The following is a 14,373-nucleotide window of genomic DNA, read 5'->3' as shown; positions in this document are numbered from 1 at the left end:
CTCACAGGGTGCTCACAGTTCTCGGTCGGCGGGTGCGTGGGGTGTGCCCGTGGGTGATGGCCGGGGTGTGGGCTGGCCTGTCCGATGCCAGTGACCATGGCACTCGCAGACGAGGAACCGATGACCAGACCGCAACACCGCAAGGGCCTCAAGCGCGGCGCGTTCGCCGCGGGAGCCGCGCTCACCGTCGTCGCCGTCGCCGGGGCCGCTCCCGGCGCCGGTGCGGCGCCGCAGAGCACCGCAGGGAAGCCGAAGCTGAAGCTGATCGCCGCGTCGAACGCCGTGACGCTCGACCGGTACGAGTGGGACGGGGGATTCCAGCTCGACTTCGACCTCGGCACCTATCTGACCGTCGACAACGCGCCGCTGGAGTTCAAGACCACGCGCAAGTCGTACAAGGACCCGGTCGTCGTGCAGCAGATCCTGCGCAACGGGTCGAAGGTGACGACGAAGAAGCTGCCCGCCGGGCTCGTCAAGGACTTCAAGGGGCTGCCGGACTTCCTGGAGATCTCCGTCAAGAACAGCGCCGGGGCGGAGGTGAAGAAGATCAAGAGCACCTTCTGCCCGAACAACGCCTCCGGACGGCTGCGTCCCGACGCGCCCGCCACCTCGCACTACCCGGAGAGCTGCCCCACCAACCCGTTCACGCTGGGCTCGGTGTGGGGTGTGGAGAAGGGCTGGGCCGCCAACACCACCACCCAGGACTACGACCACCCGGTGGACCTGGCGCCCGGCGAGTACACGGCCAAGGTGTCGATCGCGAAGAAGTACCGGGACCTGTTCGGCATTCCCAACAACGCGCCGACCATCAAGGTGACCGTCCGCCAGATCAGCGAGGGCGGCGGGGAAGGCGGCGGGGTCGGGCTCACCCGCGGGTCCATGTCGCACGACATGGCCGGGATGGACCACAGCGGGATGGCCGGGATGGACATGGGGGGTGCCGGGCACCACTACGGGCCGCGCGGCGCCGACGCGCCCGTGCCGTCCGCCCTCTCCCACGCCCTGGAGGACCGCGGTCTCGCCCACCACCTCGGTGACGGCGCCGGGCACACCGACGGCTCGCGCATCGCGCCCGCGCTGAAGGCCAACAGCCAGCGGCCGAGCGGACGCGCGGCCGTCCCCGCCAACGCGCCGAAGCCGGACCTGCGGTCGCTGCCCGCCTGGGACATCGCCATCACCGACGGCGAGGACGGCGACGCCGCAGGCCGCGACTACCTCGCCTTCAGCGCCAACGTCTGGAACGCCGGACCCGCCCCGCTCGTCGTGGACGGCTTCCGCAAGCCGGGCGCCGACCTGATGGACTCGTACCAGTACTTCTACGACGCCAAGGGCAAGCAGATCGGCTACGCCCCCGCCGGCACCATGGAGTGGGACCCGCGGATCGGCCACGAGCACTGGCACTTCACCGACTTCGCCAGCTACCACCTGCTCTCCGCCGACAAGACCGACATCGTCAAGAGCGGCAAGGAGGCCTTCTGCCTCGCCAACACCGACGCGGTCGACTACACGGTGAAGAACGCCAACTGGCACCCGTACAACACCGACCTGTCCACGGCCTGCGGCGAGAAGAGCTCCATCTCGGTGCGCGAGGTCCTCGACGTCGGCTCCGGTGACACCTACACCCAGTACCGTCCGGGCCAGTCCTTCGACGTCACCGACCTGGCCAACGGGACGTACTACATCCAGGTGGTCGCCAACCCGGCCAAGCGCCTGAAGGAGACCAACGTCAACAACAACATCTCGTACCGCAAGGTCGTCCTGGGCGGCACGCCCGGCCACCGTACGGTGAAGGTCCCGCCGTACGACCTCATCAACGCGCCGTAACCACTGGGGGGTTGGTGGCGGACATGTCAGGATGAGGTCGTCAGGAGCGCCTCATCCGGACCGCCCGCCGCCGACCCCTACGACCGGCCGCCCTACCGCGTCCGCACCGACCCGGCCCGCACCGACGGGCCGGCCCGCCTTCGGCGTCGGCGGCCACCCCCCGGTCCGTCCCCCGGCGAGCGTCCCGCCGGCCTGGCTGACCGCGCTCGCCCACTTCCTCTTCAGCGGCCCCCGGCTCTCGGCTTCGCTCGAGCCGGGAGGTGCCCCGACCGTCGAGGCCCACCCGGGCTCCCACCCTCTCCCCTCCTACGGGGTGGCCCTCTTCGCGGGCCCGGAAACGCCGACCTGGCCCGGGGCGCGGCCCCCTACTGGCCGCACTGGACCGACCGTCACGGTGTCGTCGTCTGGGTCGCCACCCCCGTTCTCCACCGCCGTGAGCAGGTGATGTGGCCGTACGTGTCCGCCTTCACGGACATGGCCCGCCCCGCCGTCCGCCCGGACGTCGAGCGCGTCGCGGGCCCCCTCCAGTCCAGGTGACGCAGGTCACATCCAGGCCGGTCACACTCGTCCCGGCCGTTCCGTCAGAGAGGTGTAACCAGCAGAGAGCAAGCCCACGAGGGAGATCACCATGGACGCGCGCCTCAACCTCTTCGCCAACCCGGTCGCCGGCAAGTTCACCCGGTACATCAACTCGGCCGGCAAGGTGATCGCCGACTCCACCCTGCCGGCGGCGACCCAGGAACTGGTGAAGCTCCGCGCCAGCCAGATCAACGGCTGCGGCTTCTGCACCGACATGCACAGCAAGGACGCCGCGCACGCCGGCGAGACCGCCCAGCGCCTGTACCTCGTCGCGGCCTGGCGGGAGGCCAAGGTCTTCACCGAGGCCGAGCGGGCCGCCCTGGAGCTGACCGAGCAGGGCACCCGGATCGCCGACGCGGCGGGCGGTGTCACGGACGAGGCCTGGGAGAACGCCGCCAAGCACTACGACGAGGACCAGCTCGCCGCCCTCGTCTCGCTGATCGCCCTGATCAACGCGTACAACCGTCTCAACGTCGTCGTCCAGCAGCCGGCGGGCGACTACCAGCCGGGCATGTTCGGCTGAGGTCACCGGTGGGGTGGGGCGACCGGGACCGGACCGGTGCCGGTCGCCCCACCCCGTGGGTGCTCAGCCCAGGCCGGCATGGTCGGCCTCGGCGAGCCAATGGGGGTGGACGAGGGATCAACCGGAAGCGGAGTGGTCCGGGGGAGCGGGTGCGGACCCGGGGCAGACCTTCCGACGAACCCGCTGGTGTCGCCGTGGATGCCGGTCACCCCTGCACTCGGCGCACGGTTGCGGCGCCCGGCAAACGGAGTGCGTGCGAGGGCGGTTCGGGGCGGGCGGGGGCGCCCTGACCGGCGGTTTGATCCGCGCGAGGGGGCAACCGTCGGGCGGTTGTGTGAGTCTCCTGAGACGTCTGTGCTCGCCGGACGTATTCCTACCTGCGTGTAGTGTTCCGGCGTTCGGCGGTGACCACGCCGGCGACCCGAGCACGGTGTACGGGGTGGAACGGCCGATGCGGAGGGACAACGCCCGTGAGCGGAACGAGAAGGCGTGGACGTACTCCGATGGAGTCGGCCGGCCGGGGGAACAGCGGCCGGGGCGGCGGCGGTACGCGGCTGACGCGGCGTGGGCGGATCGTCGCCTGGGGCGGCGGGGTGACCGCGCTGGTCGTCCTCGGTGTCGGCGGTGTCGGCGCCTGGATCTACCAGGACCTCAACAACAACATCCAGCGGGCCGACGTCGACGACAAGCTGGGCGGGAACCGGCCGGAGAACCTCAGCCCCGGCTCGAAGAACATCCTGCTCGTCGGGTCCGACAGCCGTGACGGCGCCAACGCCAAGTACGGCAAGGACCTGACCACCATGCAGTCGGACACGCTGATGGTGCTGCACATCCCCGCCAGCCGCGAGTGGGCCTCGGTCGTCTCCTTCCCGCGTGACTCCTGGGTGGAGATACCTTCCTGCGAGAAGGGCGACGGCGGTACGTCCTCCCCGCACCACTTCAAGATCAACGAGGCGTTCGCGATCGGCGGCAGCGGCGGCGAGGTCGCCGGGGCCGCCGCGTGCAGCATCAAGACCATCGAGGCCAACACGGGTCTGCGCATCGACCACTTCATGTCGATCGACTTCTCCGGCTTCAAGGGGATGGTCGACGCGCTGGAGGGCATCGAGGTCTGTCCGGAGGCGGCCATCCACGACGAGAAGGCCCATCTGGACCTGGAGGCGGGCTGCCAGACGATCAAGGGCGAGAAGGCCCTCGGTTACGTCCGCACCCGCTACAGCGTGGGCGACGGCTCCGACATCGGCCGCATCGGCCGCCAGCAGGAGTTCATGGACGCCATGGCGAAGAAGGCCAAGTCCAAGCTCACGGACGCCGACGCGATGTACGGCTTCCTGCAGTCCGTCACCAAGTCCCTCACCGCCGACCCCGATCTGGCCGGCATCGAGCCGCTCTACGGTCTGGCGAACGAGCTGAAGGGCATCGACAGCGACCGCCTGGCCTTCGTCACCGTGCCCAACTACGGGCGGGAGGCCGACCAGCCCACCGACAAGGCCAACGTCGTCTGGCAGTACCCGCAGGCCGCCGACCTGTTCACCTCCCTGGCCAACGACAAGGAGGTCACCAAGGCGCAGGTGGAGGCCGCGAAGAAGGACGTGGTGTACGCGTCCTCGGTGAAGTTCCAGGTCCTCAACGGCACCGGCGTGGGCGGCCGGGCGGCGGCCGTCGCCGAGCGGCTCACCGAGGCCGGCTACAGCCTCGCCTCCACCGGCAACGCCCCGTCGACGGTCACGAAGACCACCGTCACCTACCCGGCGGGACTGGAACGCCAGGCCGCCGCACTCGCGTCCCGGATCCCGGGCGCCCGTCCGGTGCGGGACGCCTCGGCGACGGCGGGCGTGGTCACGGTCGTCGTAGGACCGGATCTGAAGGTGGAGAACGTCGCTTGACGATGCGGGTGATCACGCCTTGATCATCGGTGGTCGTGCGTGCTCAGGAAATGCTGTAAGGTTGATCTTGAGCCGGTCACCGGGAAACAAGAAACGGTGAACGACCTCTGCGTTGGTGGTCCAAGGAAAGACGCCCCGCTTCCTGCGGGGAAATGCAGGTGCAAGGCCTGCCCGGCGCTCCGATGACGAGTCCCATCCCGTGTCAGGCGGGGTGGGACTCGTTCGTTGTGCCGTCGTCCAGGGGCAGTTCGGTGACGACCTCGAAACCGCCGTCGGGCCGGTGCCCCGTCCGCACCCGGCCGCCCGCCGAACGGGCCCGCTCCCGCATCCCGATGAGCCCGTACCCGCCACCGGCGGCGACCGGCTGCCTCCCCTCCTCGGCGACCCGGCGCCGCGCCTCCTCCTCCCGGTCCGCTCGGCGTGCTCGGCGCGGGCCTGCACGGCGTCCAGACAGGCGGCGCGCAGCCGGTTCACCGTGCCGAGCGAGGTCGGCAGCAGCAGTCAGGCGACGGGTCCCACCAGCTTGAGGAGCAGGGGTTCGCCGGCCGGTCCTGTCGGTGGTCCGGTGCCGATCAGCAGCGCGACGGCGACGAGGGTGAAGGTGTTCGCGGTCCGGCGGTCGGTGGCGGCGGCCAGCGAGTACAGGGCGCAGGCGACGGCGGCGAGGAGGACACCGGGCCCACCAGGGGGCGGGGGTTCCCTGAAACGAGATCTTGCTTGAGTCAGGCAAGTATTAGTACTGTGGGGTAATGCCGACCTCCCCCTCCCCACCCCCGCTCCCGGTCTCCACCGACGTGGTCGCGATCGAGCAGTCCCTGACCCGCATCACCTACCTGGCCGGCCGCGCCCGCCAGCACGAACGGCTGATGGCCCTCGCCGGATTGCCCCTCGACCGCGCGGCCGTGGCGATCCTGCGCCACCTCGCCGAGGACGAGATGCTCCGCCCCGGCGTCCTGGCCGTCCGCCTCTCCGTCGAGGCCTCCCATGTCACCCGCCAGCTCAGGCACCTGGAGCAGGCCGGCTACGTCAGCCGGGTCCCCGACCCGGAGGACCGCCGCGCGCAACTCATCCACCTCACCGACAGCGGCCGCACCGCGGTCCACCGCATCCGCGAGGCGGGCCTGCGCGGCATGCAGGCGGCCCTCACGGACTGGGAACCGGAGGACCTCCACCACCTGGCCTCCCTGTTCGAGCGACTGGTGAGGGACTTCGTGACGCACGCGGAGGCACCGGTGGAGGGCGACTGACCCGCCGGGGCGGGAGCGTCGCGTCACCCCTCGCCGAGGAAGGACGCGAGGCCGTCCAGGAGGCGGTTCACCTCGTCGGTGGTGTTGTAGGGGGCCAGGCCGACGCGGAGGGCGGGGTTCGGGAGCTTCAGGGCGGTGAAGGGCTCGTGGGCGTAGAAGGAGCCGGCGGGGGCCAGGACGTCCCGGGCGGCCAGGTGGAGCTGGGCCTCGCGGGCGTCATGGCCTTCCAGGGTCATCAGGAGGGTCGGGGTGCGGTCGGCCGCCGTCGAGTGCACGGTGACGGCGTTCCCCAGATCCCGCAGACCGTCCTCCAGCCGGGTGCGCAGCACCTGCTCGTGCTGGTGGAGAGCGTCCAGGGAGTGCGCGAGCCGCTCCCTGCGCGTGGCCCCCGGCCCCGGGTCGAGCGTGGCGAGGAAGTCCACGGCGGCGGTGGCGCCCGCCAGGACCTCATAGGGCAGCGTGCCGAACTCGAAGCGCTCCGGGACGGTGTCGGGGGAGGGCAGGAGCTTGTCCGGGCGGAGGGTCTCCAGCACGTCGGGCGCTCCCGCGAGCACCCCGCAGTGCGGTCCGAGGAACTTGTACGGCGAGCAGACGAAGAAGTCGGCGCCGAGCGCGGGCACGTCCACCAGGTGGTGCGCGGCGTAGTGCACGCCGTCGACGTACACCAGGGCACCCGCCTCGTGCGCGAGGTCGGCGATCCGGCGGACGGGCGGCTTGGTGCCCAGCACGTTCGAGGCCGCCGTGACCGCGACCAGCCGCGTCCGGGCCGACAGCGCCCGCTCGTACGAGCCGAGGTCCAGCTCCGCCGTCCCGCCGTCGATCTCGATCCAGCGGACGGTCACCCCGGCCCGCTCGGCCGCCTGGATCCAGGGGCGGACGTTGCAGTCGTGGTCCAGCCGGCTGAGGACGATCTCGTCGCCGGCCCGCCAGTCCTTGGCCAGATGGCGGGAGAAGTCGTACGTCAGCTGGGTGGCGCTGCGCCCGTGGACGACACCGTTCGCGGGTACGCCGAGCAGGTCGGCGTAGGCGGCGCGGAACTCCGCGACGGCGCGCTCGGCGTTGAGCTCGGACGGGCTGACGGTCCCCCGGTTGGAGAGCGGCCCGGTGAGTGTCGCGGTGATGGCGTCGGCGACGGGGCGGGGCGTCTGGGTGCCGCCCGGACCGTCGAAGAAGGCGAGGCCCCCGTCGAGGGAGGGGAAGTGGGCCCGGAGGGCGGTCAGGTCGATGGCCATGGCCTCGGCTTTCGGGAGACGGGGGCTTCGGAGAGCGGGCTGGACAGCGGGCTTTCCCGACTCTGACACTCGGTCGCAGGACACGTAAAGCGATGGATCGAGAAGGGAGAGTTCACGGTTCATGAAGCCCCAGCCGGATCTGAAGCTGCTGTCGACCTTCCTGTCCGTGGTCGACCGGGGCTCCATGGCGGAAGCCGCGGCCGCCCTCGGCTACGTCCCTTCCGCCGTGTCCCAGCACATCGCCGCCCTGGAGCGGGACATGGGCGTCGAGCTGCTGGTACGCCGTCCGGGCAGCCGGCTGATCCTGACCGCGGCCGGCCGCTCCCTCGCGCAGGCGGCGGGGACGCTCTTCGAGGCGACGGCGCGCTTCCAGGACGCCGCCGCCCGGATCGCGGACCGGGAGATCGCCGAACTGCGCGTCGGCGCCTACCCCAGCGCGATGAGCCATCTGTTCCCCGGGGTGCTGGCCGCGCTCCGGCCCCGCAGCCGGGGCGCCCGCATCCGTCTCGTCATCGTCGAGACGCACGCGGGGCTGCCGAGGGTCACCTCAGGAGACCTCGACCTGCTCATCGCGTACCGCTATCTGCCCGAGGACCCACCGGCCCCGTCCGCCGACTGGAACGTCACCTCCGTCGGCCACGAGCCCCTGTTCCTCGTCGCGGGCCCCCGCCCGGACGCCCGCCCCTGGGAGCTGACCGACTGCCTCACCATGGAATGGACCTCGGGCCACGCCCGCAGCCCCGACCGACGGCTGCTGCACCGCTGGGCCGGAGAGCTGGGCATCTCCCCCGAGGTCACCCTGGAGACCGAGGACCTGCACAGCATGCTGGCCATGATCCGGGCCGGTCTGGCGGTGGGCCTCATCCCGGCCACACTCCTCGGCGAGCACACCGACGACCCGAGGGTGCGACGGGTCACCCTCCCCCCGGAAGCCGCCCCCCTCCACCGCGAGGTGCTGGCGGTGAGCCGCCCGGGTCCCCGACCGCCGATCGTGGACGAGCTGCTGGCGCTGCTGGGGGAGGCGTTGACGCTCGTCACCCGGTGACCGGGACCAACGGGCGGTCCCAGGACGGGGTGCGGTTCGGGCGGTTCGTCGTGGGGGTGGTCGGGGGCCTGCGATCAGGCTCGGCGGGCGGAGGACGTGAGGCGTTCGGCGAGCGCGATGACGAGGTCGCGCAGTTCGGCGGGGCGCTCGATGACGAACGGCCGGTCGAGCGAGGCGAGTACCGGAGGCAACCAGTCGAGCCGCTCCGCCCGCAGCTCGACGCGCAGCCAGCGCTCGGCCGCCGGGTCCTGGCCGGCCGCGGGTTCGTGCTCCTCCACGCTCGCGACGCCGGCGGGGAGGTGGGCGCGGATCTGCTCGACCGTCCCGTGGATCCGCAAGGTCACCTCGTGCCGGTACTCGGCCGTGGCGAATCCCGACACCACGCGCTGTGCCGGGCCGGGACCGGCGGGCGCTTCGAACGAGCCCGGCAGGGTCCGCGCGTCCGCGACGCGATCGAGCCGGAAGGTTCGGTCCTCGCCGATCCGGGCGTCCTCGCCCGTGACGTACCACCGGCCGCCATGGGCGACGATCCCGTACGCGTGCAGCGTGCGTTCGCTGCGCCGTCCGTCCCGGTCGGTGTAGCGGATCGAGACCGGCCGGCGGTGGCGCACCGCGTCGGCGAGGGTGAGCAGGAGCCCGGCGTCCGGGTGGTCCCACTCGCCTGGCCGGTCCGTGAAGGCGAGAGCTTCCAGGAGGGCGTCGAGCCGGTGGGCGATGTGCCGGGGCAGCACCCGCCGGATCTTCGCCGACGCCGTCTCGTTCGCCGTGCGCTCCGTCGTCGTCAGCCCGGCCCGGCGTCCGGCGACCAGACCGAGCAGCACGGCCAGCGCCTCGTCGTCGCTGAGCATGAGCGGAGGCAAGCGGTACCCGGGGGCGAGCCGGTAGCCGCCGTAGCGGCCGCGCACCGACTCCACGGGCACGTCGAGGTCGATCAGCTGGTCCACGTACCGCCGCACGGTGCGCCCCTCGACACCGAGCCGGTCGGCGAGCTCGGCCACCGTCCGGGTGCCGCCCGACTGGAGCAGCTCCAGCAGGGTCAGCACGCGGCCGGTGGGTCGAGGCATGTCCGCAGCCTAACGCGAATAGAGGACCGATTCTGTCCACTATTTCTCCTAGCCTGCGACGAGCACGCCTCCAGCACAGCCAAGGAGATCCCCATGGACTTCGTCTCGATCCGCATCGTCACCGGCGACGTGGCGCGCCTCGTCGCGTTCTACGAGCGCGCCACCGGGGCACGGGCGACGTGGGCCACCGAGGACTTCGCCGAGCTCAGGACCGCGGGCGCCACCCTCGCGATCGCCGGCACCCGCACGGTCCCGCTGTTCGCCCCGGGCTCCGCCCGCCCCGCGGACAACCACAGTGTGATCACCGAGTTCCTCGTCGACGACGTGGACCGCGTTCACCGGGACCTGAAGGGCTTCGTCACGGACTTCGTCAACGGGCCCACCACGATGCCCTGGGGCAACCGGTCGCTGCTGTTCCGCGACCCCGACGGCAACCTCGTCAACTTCTTCACCCCCGTCACCCCGGCGGCCGTCGAAAAGTTCGCCCGCTGATCAGCGACCCGGCCCACGTCGACGCCGGGAAGCCTGATGCACGAAAAGGGGCCGGTCGCGGATGGGTTCCTCGCGGCCGGCCCCTTCCTCCCACCTCTGCTCCTACGACTACGACGCGTTCGCGCTCGACGGGCCGAAGAACTCGATCTCCGCTATCGACACCTGCTTGCTCGCCGACGCCCCGTACGCCGACTCGATCGTGAAGCGGACCTTGGTGACCTCGCCGACGCGGAAGGCGCGGCGCTGGCCGCCCGCCTGCTGGTCGAGGACCAGTTCGCGGGTCGCCGTGGTGCCGTCCTTCAGTGTGATCGTCGCCTTCACGCGGTGCGGCAGGGCCGACTCGGTGAGCTGCTCGGCGCGGGTCGAGGTGCCCGGCGTGATGACCAGGTCCAGCAGCCGGGTCGGCTCGTTGAAGCGGGCCTCGATCCACTCGCCCTCGCCCGACTGCGAGACGCCCGGACCCCACCAGGTGTTGTTGATCTTGTCGAAGGCCAGGTCGGGCTTGTGTCCCGGGTACGAGCGGGACGCCGCGAACGTGTCCGGCGCCACCGCCGCCCGCTTCGCGAAGTGGTCCTTGGTCGCCTGGACGGCGTCCGGGGCCTTCATCCCGGCGATGATCAGCAGGGTGATCACGACCGCGGCCGTCACCCACGTCACGATCCGGTCGAACGTACGGCGCAGACGCGGGCGGTCCCCGGCCCACGGCGTCTCCCCGCCCCGCCCGAACAGCCGCCGCCACCACGGCAGCCGGACCGAGGAACGGTCCTCCAGGGTCATGGGCATCGCACAGCGCGTGCAGTAGTGCCGGTCGGGGCGGTTCGGTGTGGCGCACCAGGGGCAGGCGATGCCGCCCGCCTCACCCTGCACCGGGCCCGGCGCGCGGACCTGCGGCCGGTCAGCCACCGGCACGCCCGGCAGCACCGGCGCCACGGACGGGGGCGCGGCGGGCGCGGGCTCCTCCGGATCGGCGACGGGGACGAGCAGGGAGCGAGCCCGGGCCGCCATCGTGTCGCCCAGGGCGGGGGTGGGGGCCGTTGCGTCTTCGCGTGTGGTGGGGGCCGTTCCGTCGGCGGGTGCCGTCTCCGGGGGGAGGGCCGGCAGGGGGGTTTCCGTCGTGTCCTCGTCGTCCTCGGACGCGTCGGCGTCGGTCGGGTCGTCGGACCCGGCCGTGGTGTTCCGGGCGTCGGCCGGCCGGGGGGCCGGGGAGGGGCCCTCGACCTCGGCCTCCGCGTCGTCCTCGTCCTCGTCCCGGGTGCGCGTCGACGTGTTCGGCGCCGCAGCCGTCGTGGTGGAGGTGGCGGCGCGGGGGGCGCCCGCGTCGGAGGATGCCGGGGACGCCGTCGCGGAAGCCGCTGTTGCGGCCCTCGCCGGGGTCCGGTCACGGTCGCGGTCGGTCCAGCTCAGCACGGCCCCGCACGCGTCGCAGAAGGACTGGCCGGGTTCCGCCCGGGTGCCGCACTCGGCGCAGTTCTGGGTGGTCATCTTCTCTCCGGGGTCCTTTCGGCGACGGTCACCTTGACCGTGTAGGGCATGTGGGCGGGGCGGGCGGCGGCCACGAGGGCGTCCAGGCGGTGTTCGTCCGCCGGGCCGGGGTCGGGCAGGCGGACCGTGACGTGGAGGTGGGGGCGGGCGTCGCCGGGGAACGGGCCGAGGGGGCGGGCGCTCCAGGCCGAGCCGCCGCTCTCCTCGATCTCCGGGTCCACCCCGAACGCCAGCCGGACGGCCTCGGCGAGGCCCCGGCGGGTGCCGCGCACCCGGTGCAGATACGCGGCCGCGGCGACGGCGGCCCGCAGTCGCGCCTCCGGTTCCGTGCCGTCGGTCTCAGCGCCGACCCAGCCGGCCAGCCAGCGGGTGAAGTCGACCGGCGCGAGGGCCGGGTCGAAGTAGGCGGGCAGGCAGTCGAGGACGTTGAGGATGGGGGCGAGCACGTCGTCCAGGCCGCCGACGAAGCGCTGTGCGAGGTCGTCGTCGGCGAAGACGGCGGGCAACATGGCCCCGATCGGCGCGGAGGAGCCGAGCCCGTCGACCGACCCCCTCCGCGACCCGCCCTTCTCCAGCGGGGCCCTCACGAACCGTCCCCGATCACACGCACCCGGTGGTCGTACGAGAACACCAGCGCCGGTGCCGCCAGGTCGATGCGGTCGGTCGCGTCGCCGCGCTTGCCGGTCAGGGGGTCGGCGGGGTGCAGGGTGACCTGGTCGACCAGCTCCACTCCCGGGACCCGCTGGAGCACCGCGAAGACCTCGCCGGACTGCACCGGACGCCCGAACGGCCAGCCCTTGCCGTCCGCGCCGCCGGTGAGCGGGTCGAGGTGGCGGTAGAGCGCGTCGTGGGCCTGGCGGCGGACGCGGTCGGTGTCGACGCCGCGGAAGGCGTGGACCGTCGCGACGACCGTGATGCCCTGGTAGTACGGCGGGCCGACCGCCAGCCGGGTGCCGATGAGGCGGCGTTCGTCCAGGTGCCGCATGATGCGGTCCAACAGGGCGTCACCGGGGACGAGTTGCTCGAAGCGCAGGCGGCCACCGGGGTCCGGGACCGCCTGGGGGACCACCAGGACCCGGACCGCGTAGGAGCCGTGCTCGTCGGGCTCGCCCTCCAGGCAGGTGATGCGGGCGGTCTCGGGGGCGGCCCGGCGCGCCAGCTCCTCGTAGTCCCGCAGGGTGACGGCGCGCTCCTGGGCGCGCAGCGTGATCGGGGCGCGGAGTTTCGCCTCCTCGACCGTCTCGCCGTCGACGCCGCCGCGCGCGGCCTCCCGGTTGACGACCTCGGACACATACGGCACGGAGGTGCGCAGCACCCGGACGGCGCCGCGGGCCACGTTGCCGGCCCGGCCGCCGCCCGTGCGGTAGCGGCGGGCGCGGACGAACGCGCCCTTGGGGGCGACGGCGCCGTACTGGCGCAGGGAGCCGTCGGGTTCGCGGACGGACGGGCCGAAGGCGATCTCACCGGTGGCGGCGTCGAGGGTGATGTGGCGGTCGTCCGCGCCGGACGCGGCGAAGTGGGGGACGACCTGCCAGTCCACCCAGCCCTCGTGCTCGGCGGTCTGGAGCAGGACCGGTGGGTCGTCGCCGACGACCGGGGCGTTCGCCAGGCGCAGTCGCTGGCCGGGCAGGCCCGTCGACTCGCCGAGCACCTCGTCGTACACCGTCTCGGCGTGGACGGCGGGTGCCGTGCCGCCGACGGTGAAGGCCTCGACGGAGCGGACGGTGGGGGAGAGGGTGTAGAAGGGCTGACCGGGCAGGGGTTCGGTGACGCGGCAGCGCAGCCAGCCGGCCTCCTGGCCGCCGGAGCGGGACAGGACGTGGCCGCCCGGGATGTGCAGGACGACCTCGCCGGGCCGGTTGAGGCCGCCGGTGCCGTCGCGGTCGACCTCGCAGGGCTGCCAGCCGTCCTCCGTCCACGCCTCCCAGACCAGCGGGGGCTGACGGGGGTCGACGCCGACACCGTCGACGCGGCTGTCGAGTTCCAGGGCGACCGCGCAGTGCGGGACGGCCGCGCTCAGGCCGAGCAGCATGCAGTCGCCGGGGCGCGGGGCCTCGGCGAAGCACAGCACGTCCTTGCCCTCGGTGAGGTCGGTGGTCCGGTCGGTGACCGGCTCGCCCTGGTGCTGGACGACCAGGTGGGACAACGCGGACGGCACGACGGACAGTTCGCGTTCCGTCGCGAAGACGACGGCCTCCTCGCTCTCCGTGCGGACCGTCGCCACCTCGGTGCCGGTCGGCAGCAGCACCGGCTCCTCCTGGGGCGCCGACAGCCAGAAGGTGACCTCGGTGCGGGCCGCCGACGGCGGGAAGAGCCGGATGCCGACCAGGTCCAGGAAGGCCAGATGGTTCTTGTCGGGGACCCGGTTGAGGCGGTAGACGATCTGGTCGGCCATGTGGGCGACCGTCTCGACGAGCGTGACGCCCGGGTCGGAGACGTTGTGGTCGGTCCACTCCGGCGCACGCTGCTGGATGTAGCGCTTGGCGTCGTCGACGAACTGCTGGAAGCGGCGGTCGTCCAGGTTGGGGGAGGGCAGGGCCATCAGCGGTCGCTTTCGGAAGCCGTACCGGAGGGACCGGGCAGGCCCGGCTCTTCGTGGGACGGAATGACGTAGAAGGGGAAGACGAGACTGCGCGGGTTGTTGGTCCCGCGGATGGAGTAGCGGACGTCGATCCACAGGACGCCCTGCTCGGCGCCGGCCGTCACCTCGACGTCGTTGACCTCGATGCGCGGCTCCCAGCGGTCCAGGCTGGTGTACACCTCGTGCTGGATGCGGCCGGCCGTCGCCTCGTTGACCGGCGCGAACACCAGGTCGTGGATGGCGCAGCCGAACTCCGGGCGCATGGGGCGCTCGCCCGGCGCGGTGGCGAGGATCAGCCGGATCGCCTCCTCGATCTCGCGCTCGCCGCTGACCAGGGCGATGCCTCCGGTGGGACCGATCCGCAGGGGGAACGCCCAGCCCGACCCGACGAATTGTTCGGCCATCAGTCGGCCACCCT

At 72.4% G+C, this 14,373-nt stretch carries 13 protein-coding genes; 6 read left to right on the top strand and 7 right to left on the bottom strand.

Going from position 1 to position 14,373, the window contains the following annotated elements; genetic code table 11:
* Window positions 1-120 precede the first annotated feature (120 nt).
* The 3 genes from OG852_RS23545 to OG852_RS23535 all read left to right on the top strand — a co-directional run bounded on the left by OG852_RS23545 (window position 121) and on the right by OG852_RS23535 (window position 4,812).
* A complete protein-coding gene (locus OG852_RS23545; RefSeq protein ID WP_166663440.1) occupies window positions 121-1,824 on the top strand; it encodes a lysyl oxidase family protein in 1,704 nt (567 codons plus the stop codon).
* A 628-nt stretch (window positions 1,825-2,452) separates the two neighbouring features.
* Window positions 2,453-2,926, top strand: coding sequence for a carboxymuconolactone decarboxylase family protein (locus OG852_RS23540; protein WP_330348879.1), 474 nt, complete (start codon window positions 2,453-2,455; stop codon window positions 2,924-2,926).
* 503 nt (window positions 2,927-3,429) lie between these two features.
* Window positions 3,430-4,812, top strand: a complete 1,383-nt coding sequence (locus OG852_RS23535) for an LCP family protein (RefSeq protein ID WP_330348878.1) — start codon at window positions 3,430-3,432, stop codon at window positions 4,810-4,812.
* A gap of 202 nt (window positions 4,813-5,014) precedes the next feature.
* On the opposite strand, the gene OG852_RS23530 is transcribed toward OG852_RS23535, so the two are convergent.
* Window positions 5,015-5,140 carry a hypothetical protein gene (locus OG852_RS23530; RefSeq protein ID WP_330348877.1) on the bottom strand — a complete coding sequence of 42 codons (126 nt, stop codon included), beginning with the start codon at window positions 5,138-5,140 and terminating at the stop codon, window positions 5,015-5,017.
* A 421-nt stretch (window positions 5,141-5,561) separates the two neighbouring features.
* On the opposite strand from OG852_RS23530, the gene OG852_RS23525 reads away from it, so the two are divergent.
* Window positions 5,562-6,059, top strand: coding sequence for a MarR family winged helix-turn-helix transcriptional regulator (locus tag OG852_RS23525; protein ID WP_133910931.1), 498 nt, complete (start codon window positions 5,562-5,564; stop codon window positions 6,057-6,059).
* Window positions 6,060-6,082: 23 nt separating this feature from the next.
* Here OG852_RS23525 and OG852_RS23520 read toward each other — a convergent pair whose 3' ends face one another.
* Window positions 6,083-7,291 carry a cysteine desulfurase-like protein gene (locus OG852_RS23520; RefSeq protein WP_330348876.1) on the bottom strand — a complete coding sequence of 403 codons (1,209 nt, stop codon included), beginning with the start codon at window positions 7,289-7,291 and terminating at the stop codon, window positions 6,083-6,085.
* Between the two features lie 121 nt (window positions 7,292-7,412).
* On the opposite strand from OG852_RS23520, the gene OG852_RS23515 reads away from it, so the two are divergent.
* Complete coding sequence (locus OG852_RS23515; RefSeq protein ID WP_133910929.1) at window positions 7,413-8,336, top strand: LysR family transcriptional regulator; 924 nt, start codon at window positions 7,413-7,415, stop codon at window positions 8,334-8,336.
* 74 nt (window positions 8,337-8,410) lie between these two features.
* Here the strand turns inward: OG852_RS23515 and OG852_RS23510 are convergent, their stop codons facing one another.
* Window positions 8,411-9,400, bottom strand: a complete 990-nt coding sequence (locus OG852_RS23510) for a helix-turn-helix transcriptional regulator (protein WP_330348875.1) — start codon at window positions 9,398-9,400, stop codon at window positions 8,411-8,413.
* A gap of 93 nt (window positions 9,401-9,493) precedes the next feature.
* On the opposite strand from OG852_RS23510, the gene OG852_RS23505 reads away from it, so the two are divergent.
* Window positions 9,494-9,892, top strand: a complete 399-nt coding sequence (locus OG852_RS23505) for a VOC family protein (RefSeq protein ID WP_133910927.1) — start codon at window positions 9,494-9,496, stop codon at window positions 9,890-9,892.
* A gap of 108 nt (window positions 9,893-10,000) precedes the next feature.
* Here OG852_RS23505 and OG852_RS23500 read toward each other — a convergent pair whose 3' ends face one another.
* The 4 genes from OG852_RS23500 to OG852_RS23485 form a co-directional block, all read right to left on the bottom strand.
* The gene (locus tag OG852_RS23500; protein ID WP_133910926.1) at window positions 10,001-11,374 is read right to left on the bottom strand and encodes an NADase-type glycan-binding domain-containing protein; all 1,374 of its coding nucleotides are present in this window, start codon (window positions 11,372-11,374) and stop codon (window positions 10,001-10,003) included.
* Complete coding sequence (locus OG852_RS23495; RefSeq protein ID WP_133911281.1) at window positions 11,371-11,883, bottom strand: phage tail protein; 513 nt, start codon at window positions 11,881-11,883, stop codon at window positions 11,371-11,373. Before OG852_RS23495 ends, OG852_RS23500 begins: the two co-directional genes overlap by 4 nt.
* Window positions 11,884-11,957: 74 nt before the next feature.
* Window positions 11,958-13,916 carry a putative baseplate assembly protein gene (locus tag OG852_RS23490; RefSeq protein WP_133910925.1) on the bottom strand — a complete coding sequence of 653 codons (1,959 nt, stop codon included), beginning with the start codon at window positions 13,914-13,916 and terminating at the stop codon, window positions 11,958-11,960.
* Window positions 13,916-14,359 carry a GPW/gp25 family protein gene (locus OG852_RS23485; RefSeq protein WP_133910924.1) on the bottom strand — a complete coding sequence of 148 codons (444 nt, stop codon included), beginning with the start codon at window positions 14,357-14,359 and terminating at the stop codon, window positions 13,916-13,918. Before OG852_RS23485 ends, OG852_RS23490 begins: the two co-directional genes overlap by 1 nt.
* Between the last annotated feature and the right edge of the window lie 14 nt (window positions 14,360-14,373).

The sequence above is a fragment of the Streptomyces sp. NBC_00582 genome, assembly GCF_036345155.1.
Classification (GTDB): domain Bacteria; phylum Actinomycetota; class Actinomycetes; order Streptomycetales; family Streptomycetaceae; genus Streptomyces.
The sequence above is the reverse complement of the archived record's forward strand: the minus strand, read 5'-3'. Positions and strand labels throughout refer to the sequence as shown.

Excerpts from the sequence above, each read along its gene's own strand:
- OG852_RS23525 (WP_133910931.1), top strand. The coding sequence starts at position 5,562 with ATGCCGACCTCCCCCTCCCCACCCCCGCTCCCGGTCTCCACCGACGTG.
- OG852_RS23515 (WP_133910929.1), top strand. The coding sequence starts at position 7,413 with ATGAAGCCCCAGCCGGATCTGAAGCTGCTGTCGACCTTCCTGTCCGTG.
- OG852_RS23545 (WP_166663440.1), top strand. The coding sequence starts at position 121 with ATGACCAGACCGCAACACCGCAAGGGCCTCAAGCGCGGCGCGTTCGCC.
- OG852_RS23535 (WP_330348878.1), top strand. The coding sequence starts at position 3,430 with ATGGAGTCGGCCGGCCGGGGGAACAGCGGCCGGGGCGGCGGCGGTACG.
- OG852_RS23505 (WP_133910927.1), top strand. The coding sequence starts at position 9,494 with ATGGACTTCGTCTCGATCCGCATCGTCACCGGCGACGTGGCGCGCCTC.
- OG852_RS23495 (WP_133911281.1), bottom strand. The coding sequence starts at position 11,883 with ATGTTGCCCGCCGTCTTCGCCGACGACGACCTCGCACAGCGCTTCGTC.
- OG852_RS23520 (WP_330348876.1), bottom strand. The coding sequence starts at position 7,291 with ATGGCCATCGACCTGACCGCCCTCCGGGCCCACTTCCCCTCCCTCGAC.
- OG852_RS23530 (WP_330348877.1), bottom strand. The coding sequence starts at position 5,140 with ATGCGGGAGCGGGCCCGTTCGGCGGGCGGCCGGGTGCGGACGGGGCAC.
- OG852_RS23490 (WP_133910925.1), bottom strand. The coding sequence starts at position 13,916 with ATGGCCCTGCCCTCCCCCAACCTGGACGACCGCCGCTTCCAGCAGTTC.
- OG852_RS23500 (WP_133910926.1), bottom strand. The coding sequence starts at position 11,374 with ATGACCACCCAGAACTGCGCCGAGTGCGGCACCCGGGCGGAACCCGGC.
- OG852_RS23485 (WP_133910924.1), bottom strand. The coding sequence starts at position 14,359 with ATGGCCGAACAATTCGTCGGGTCGGGCTGGGCGTTCCCCCTGCGGATC.
- OG852_RS23540 (WP_330348879.1), top strand. The coding sequence starts at position 2,453 with ATGGACGCGCGCCTCAACCTCTTCGCCAACCCGGTCGCCGGCAAGTTC.
- OG852_RS23510 (WP_330348875.1), bottom strand. The coding sequence starts at position 9,400 with ATGCCTCGACCCACCGGCCGCGTGCTGACCCTGCTGGAGCTGCTCCAG.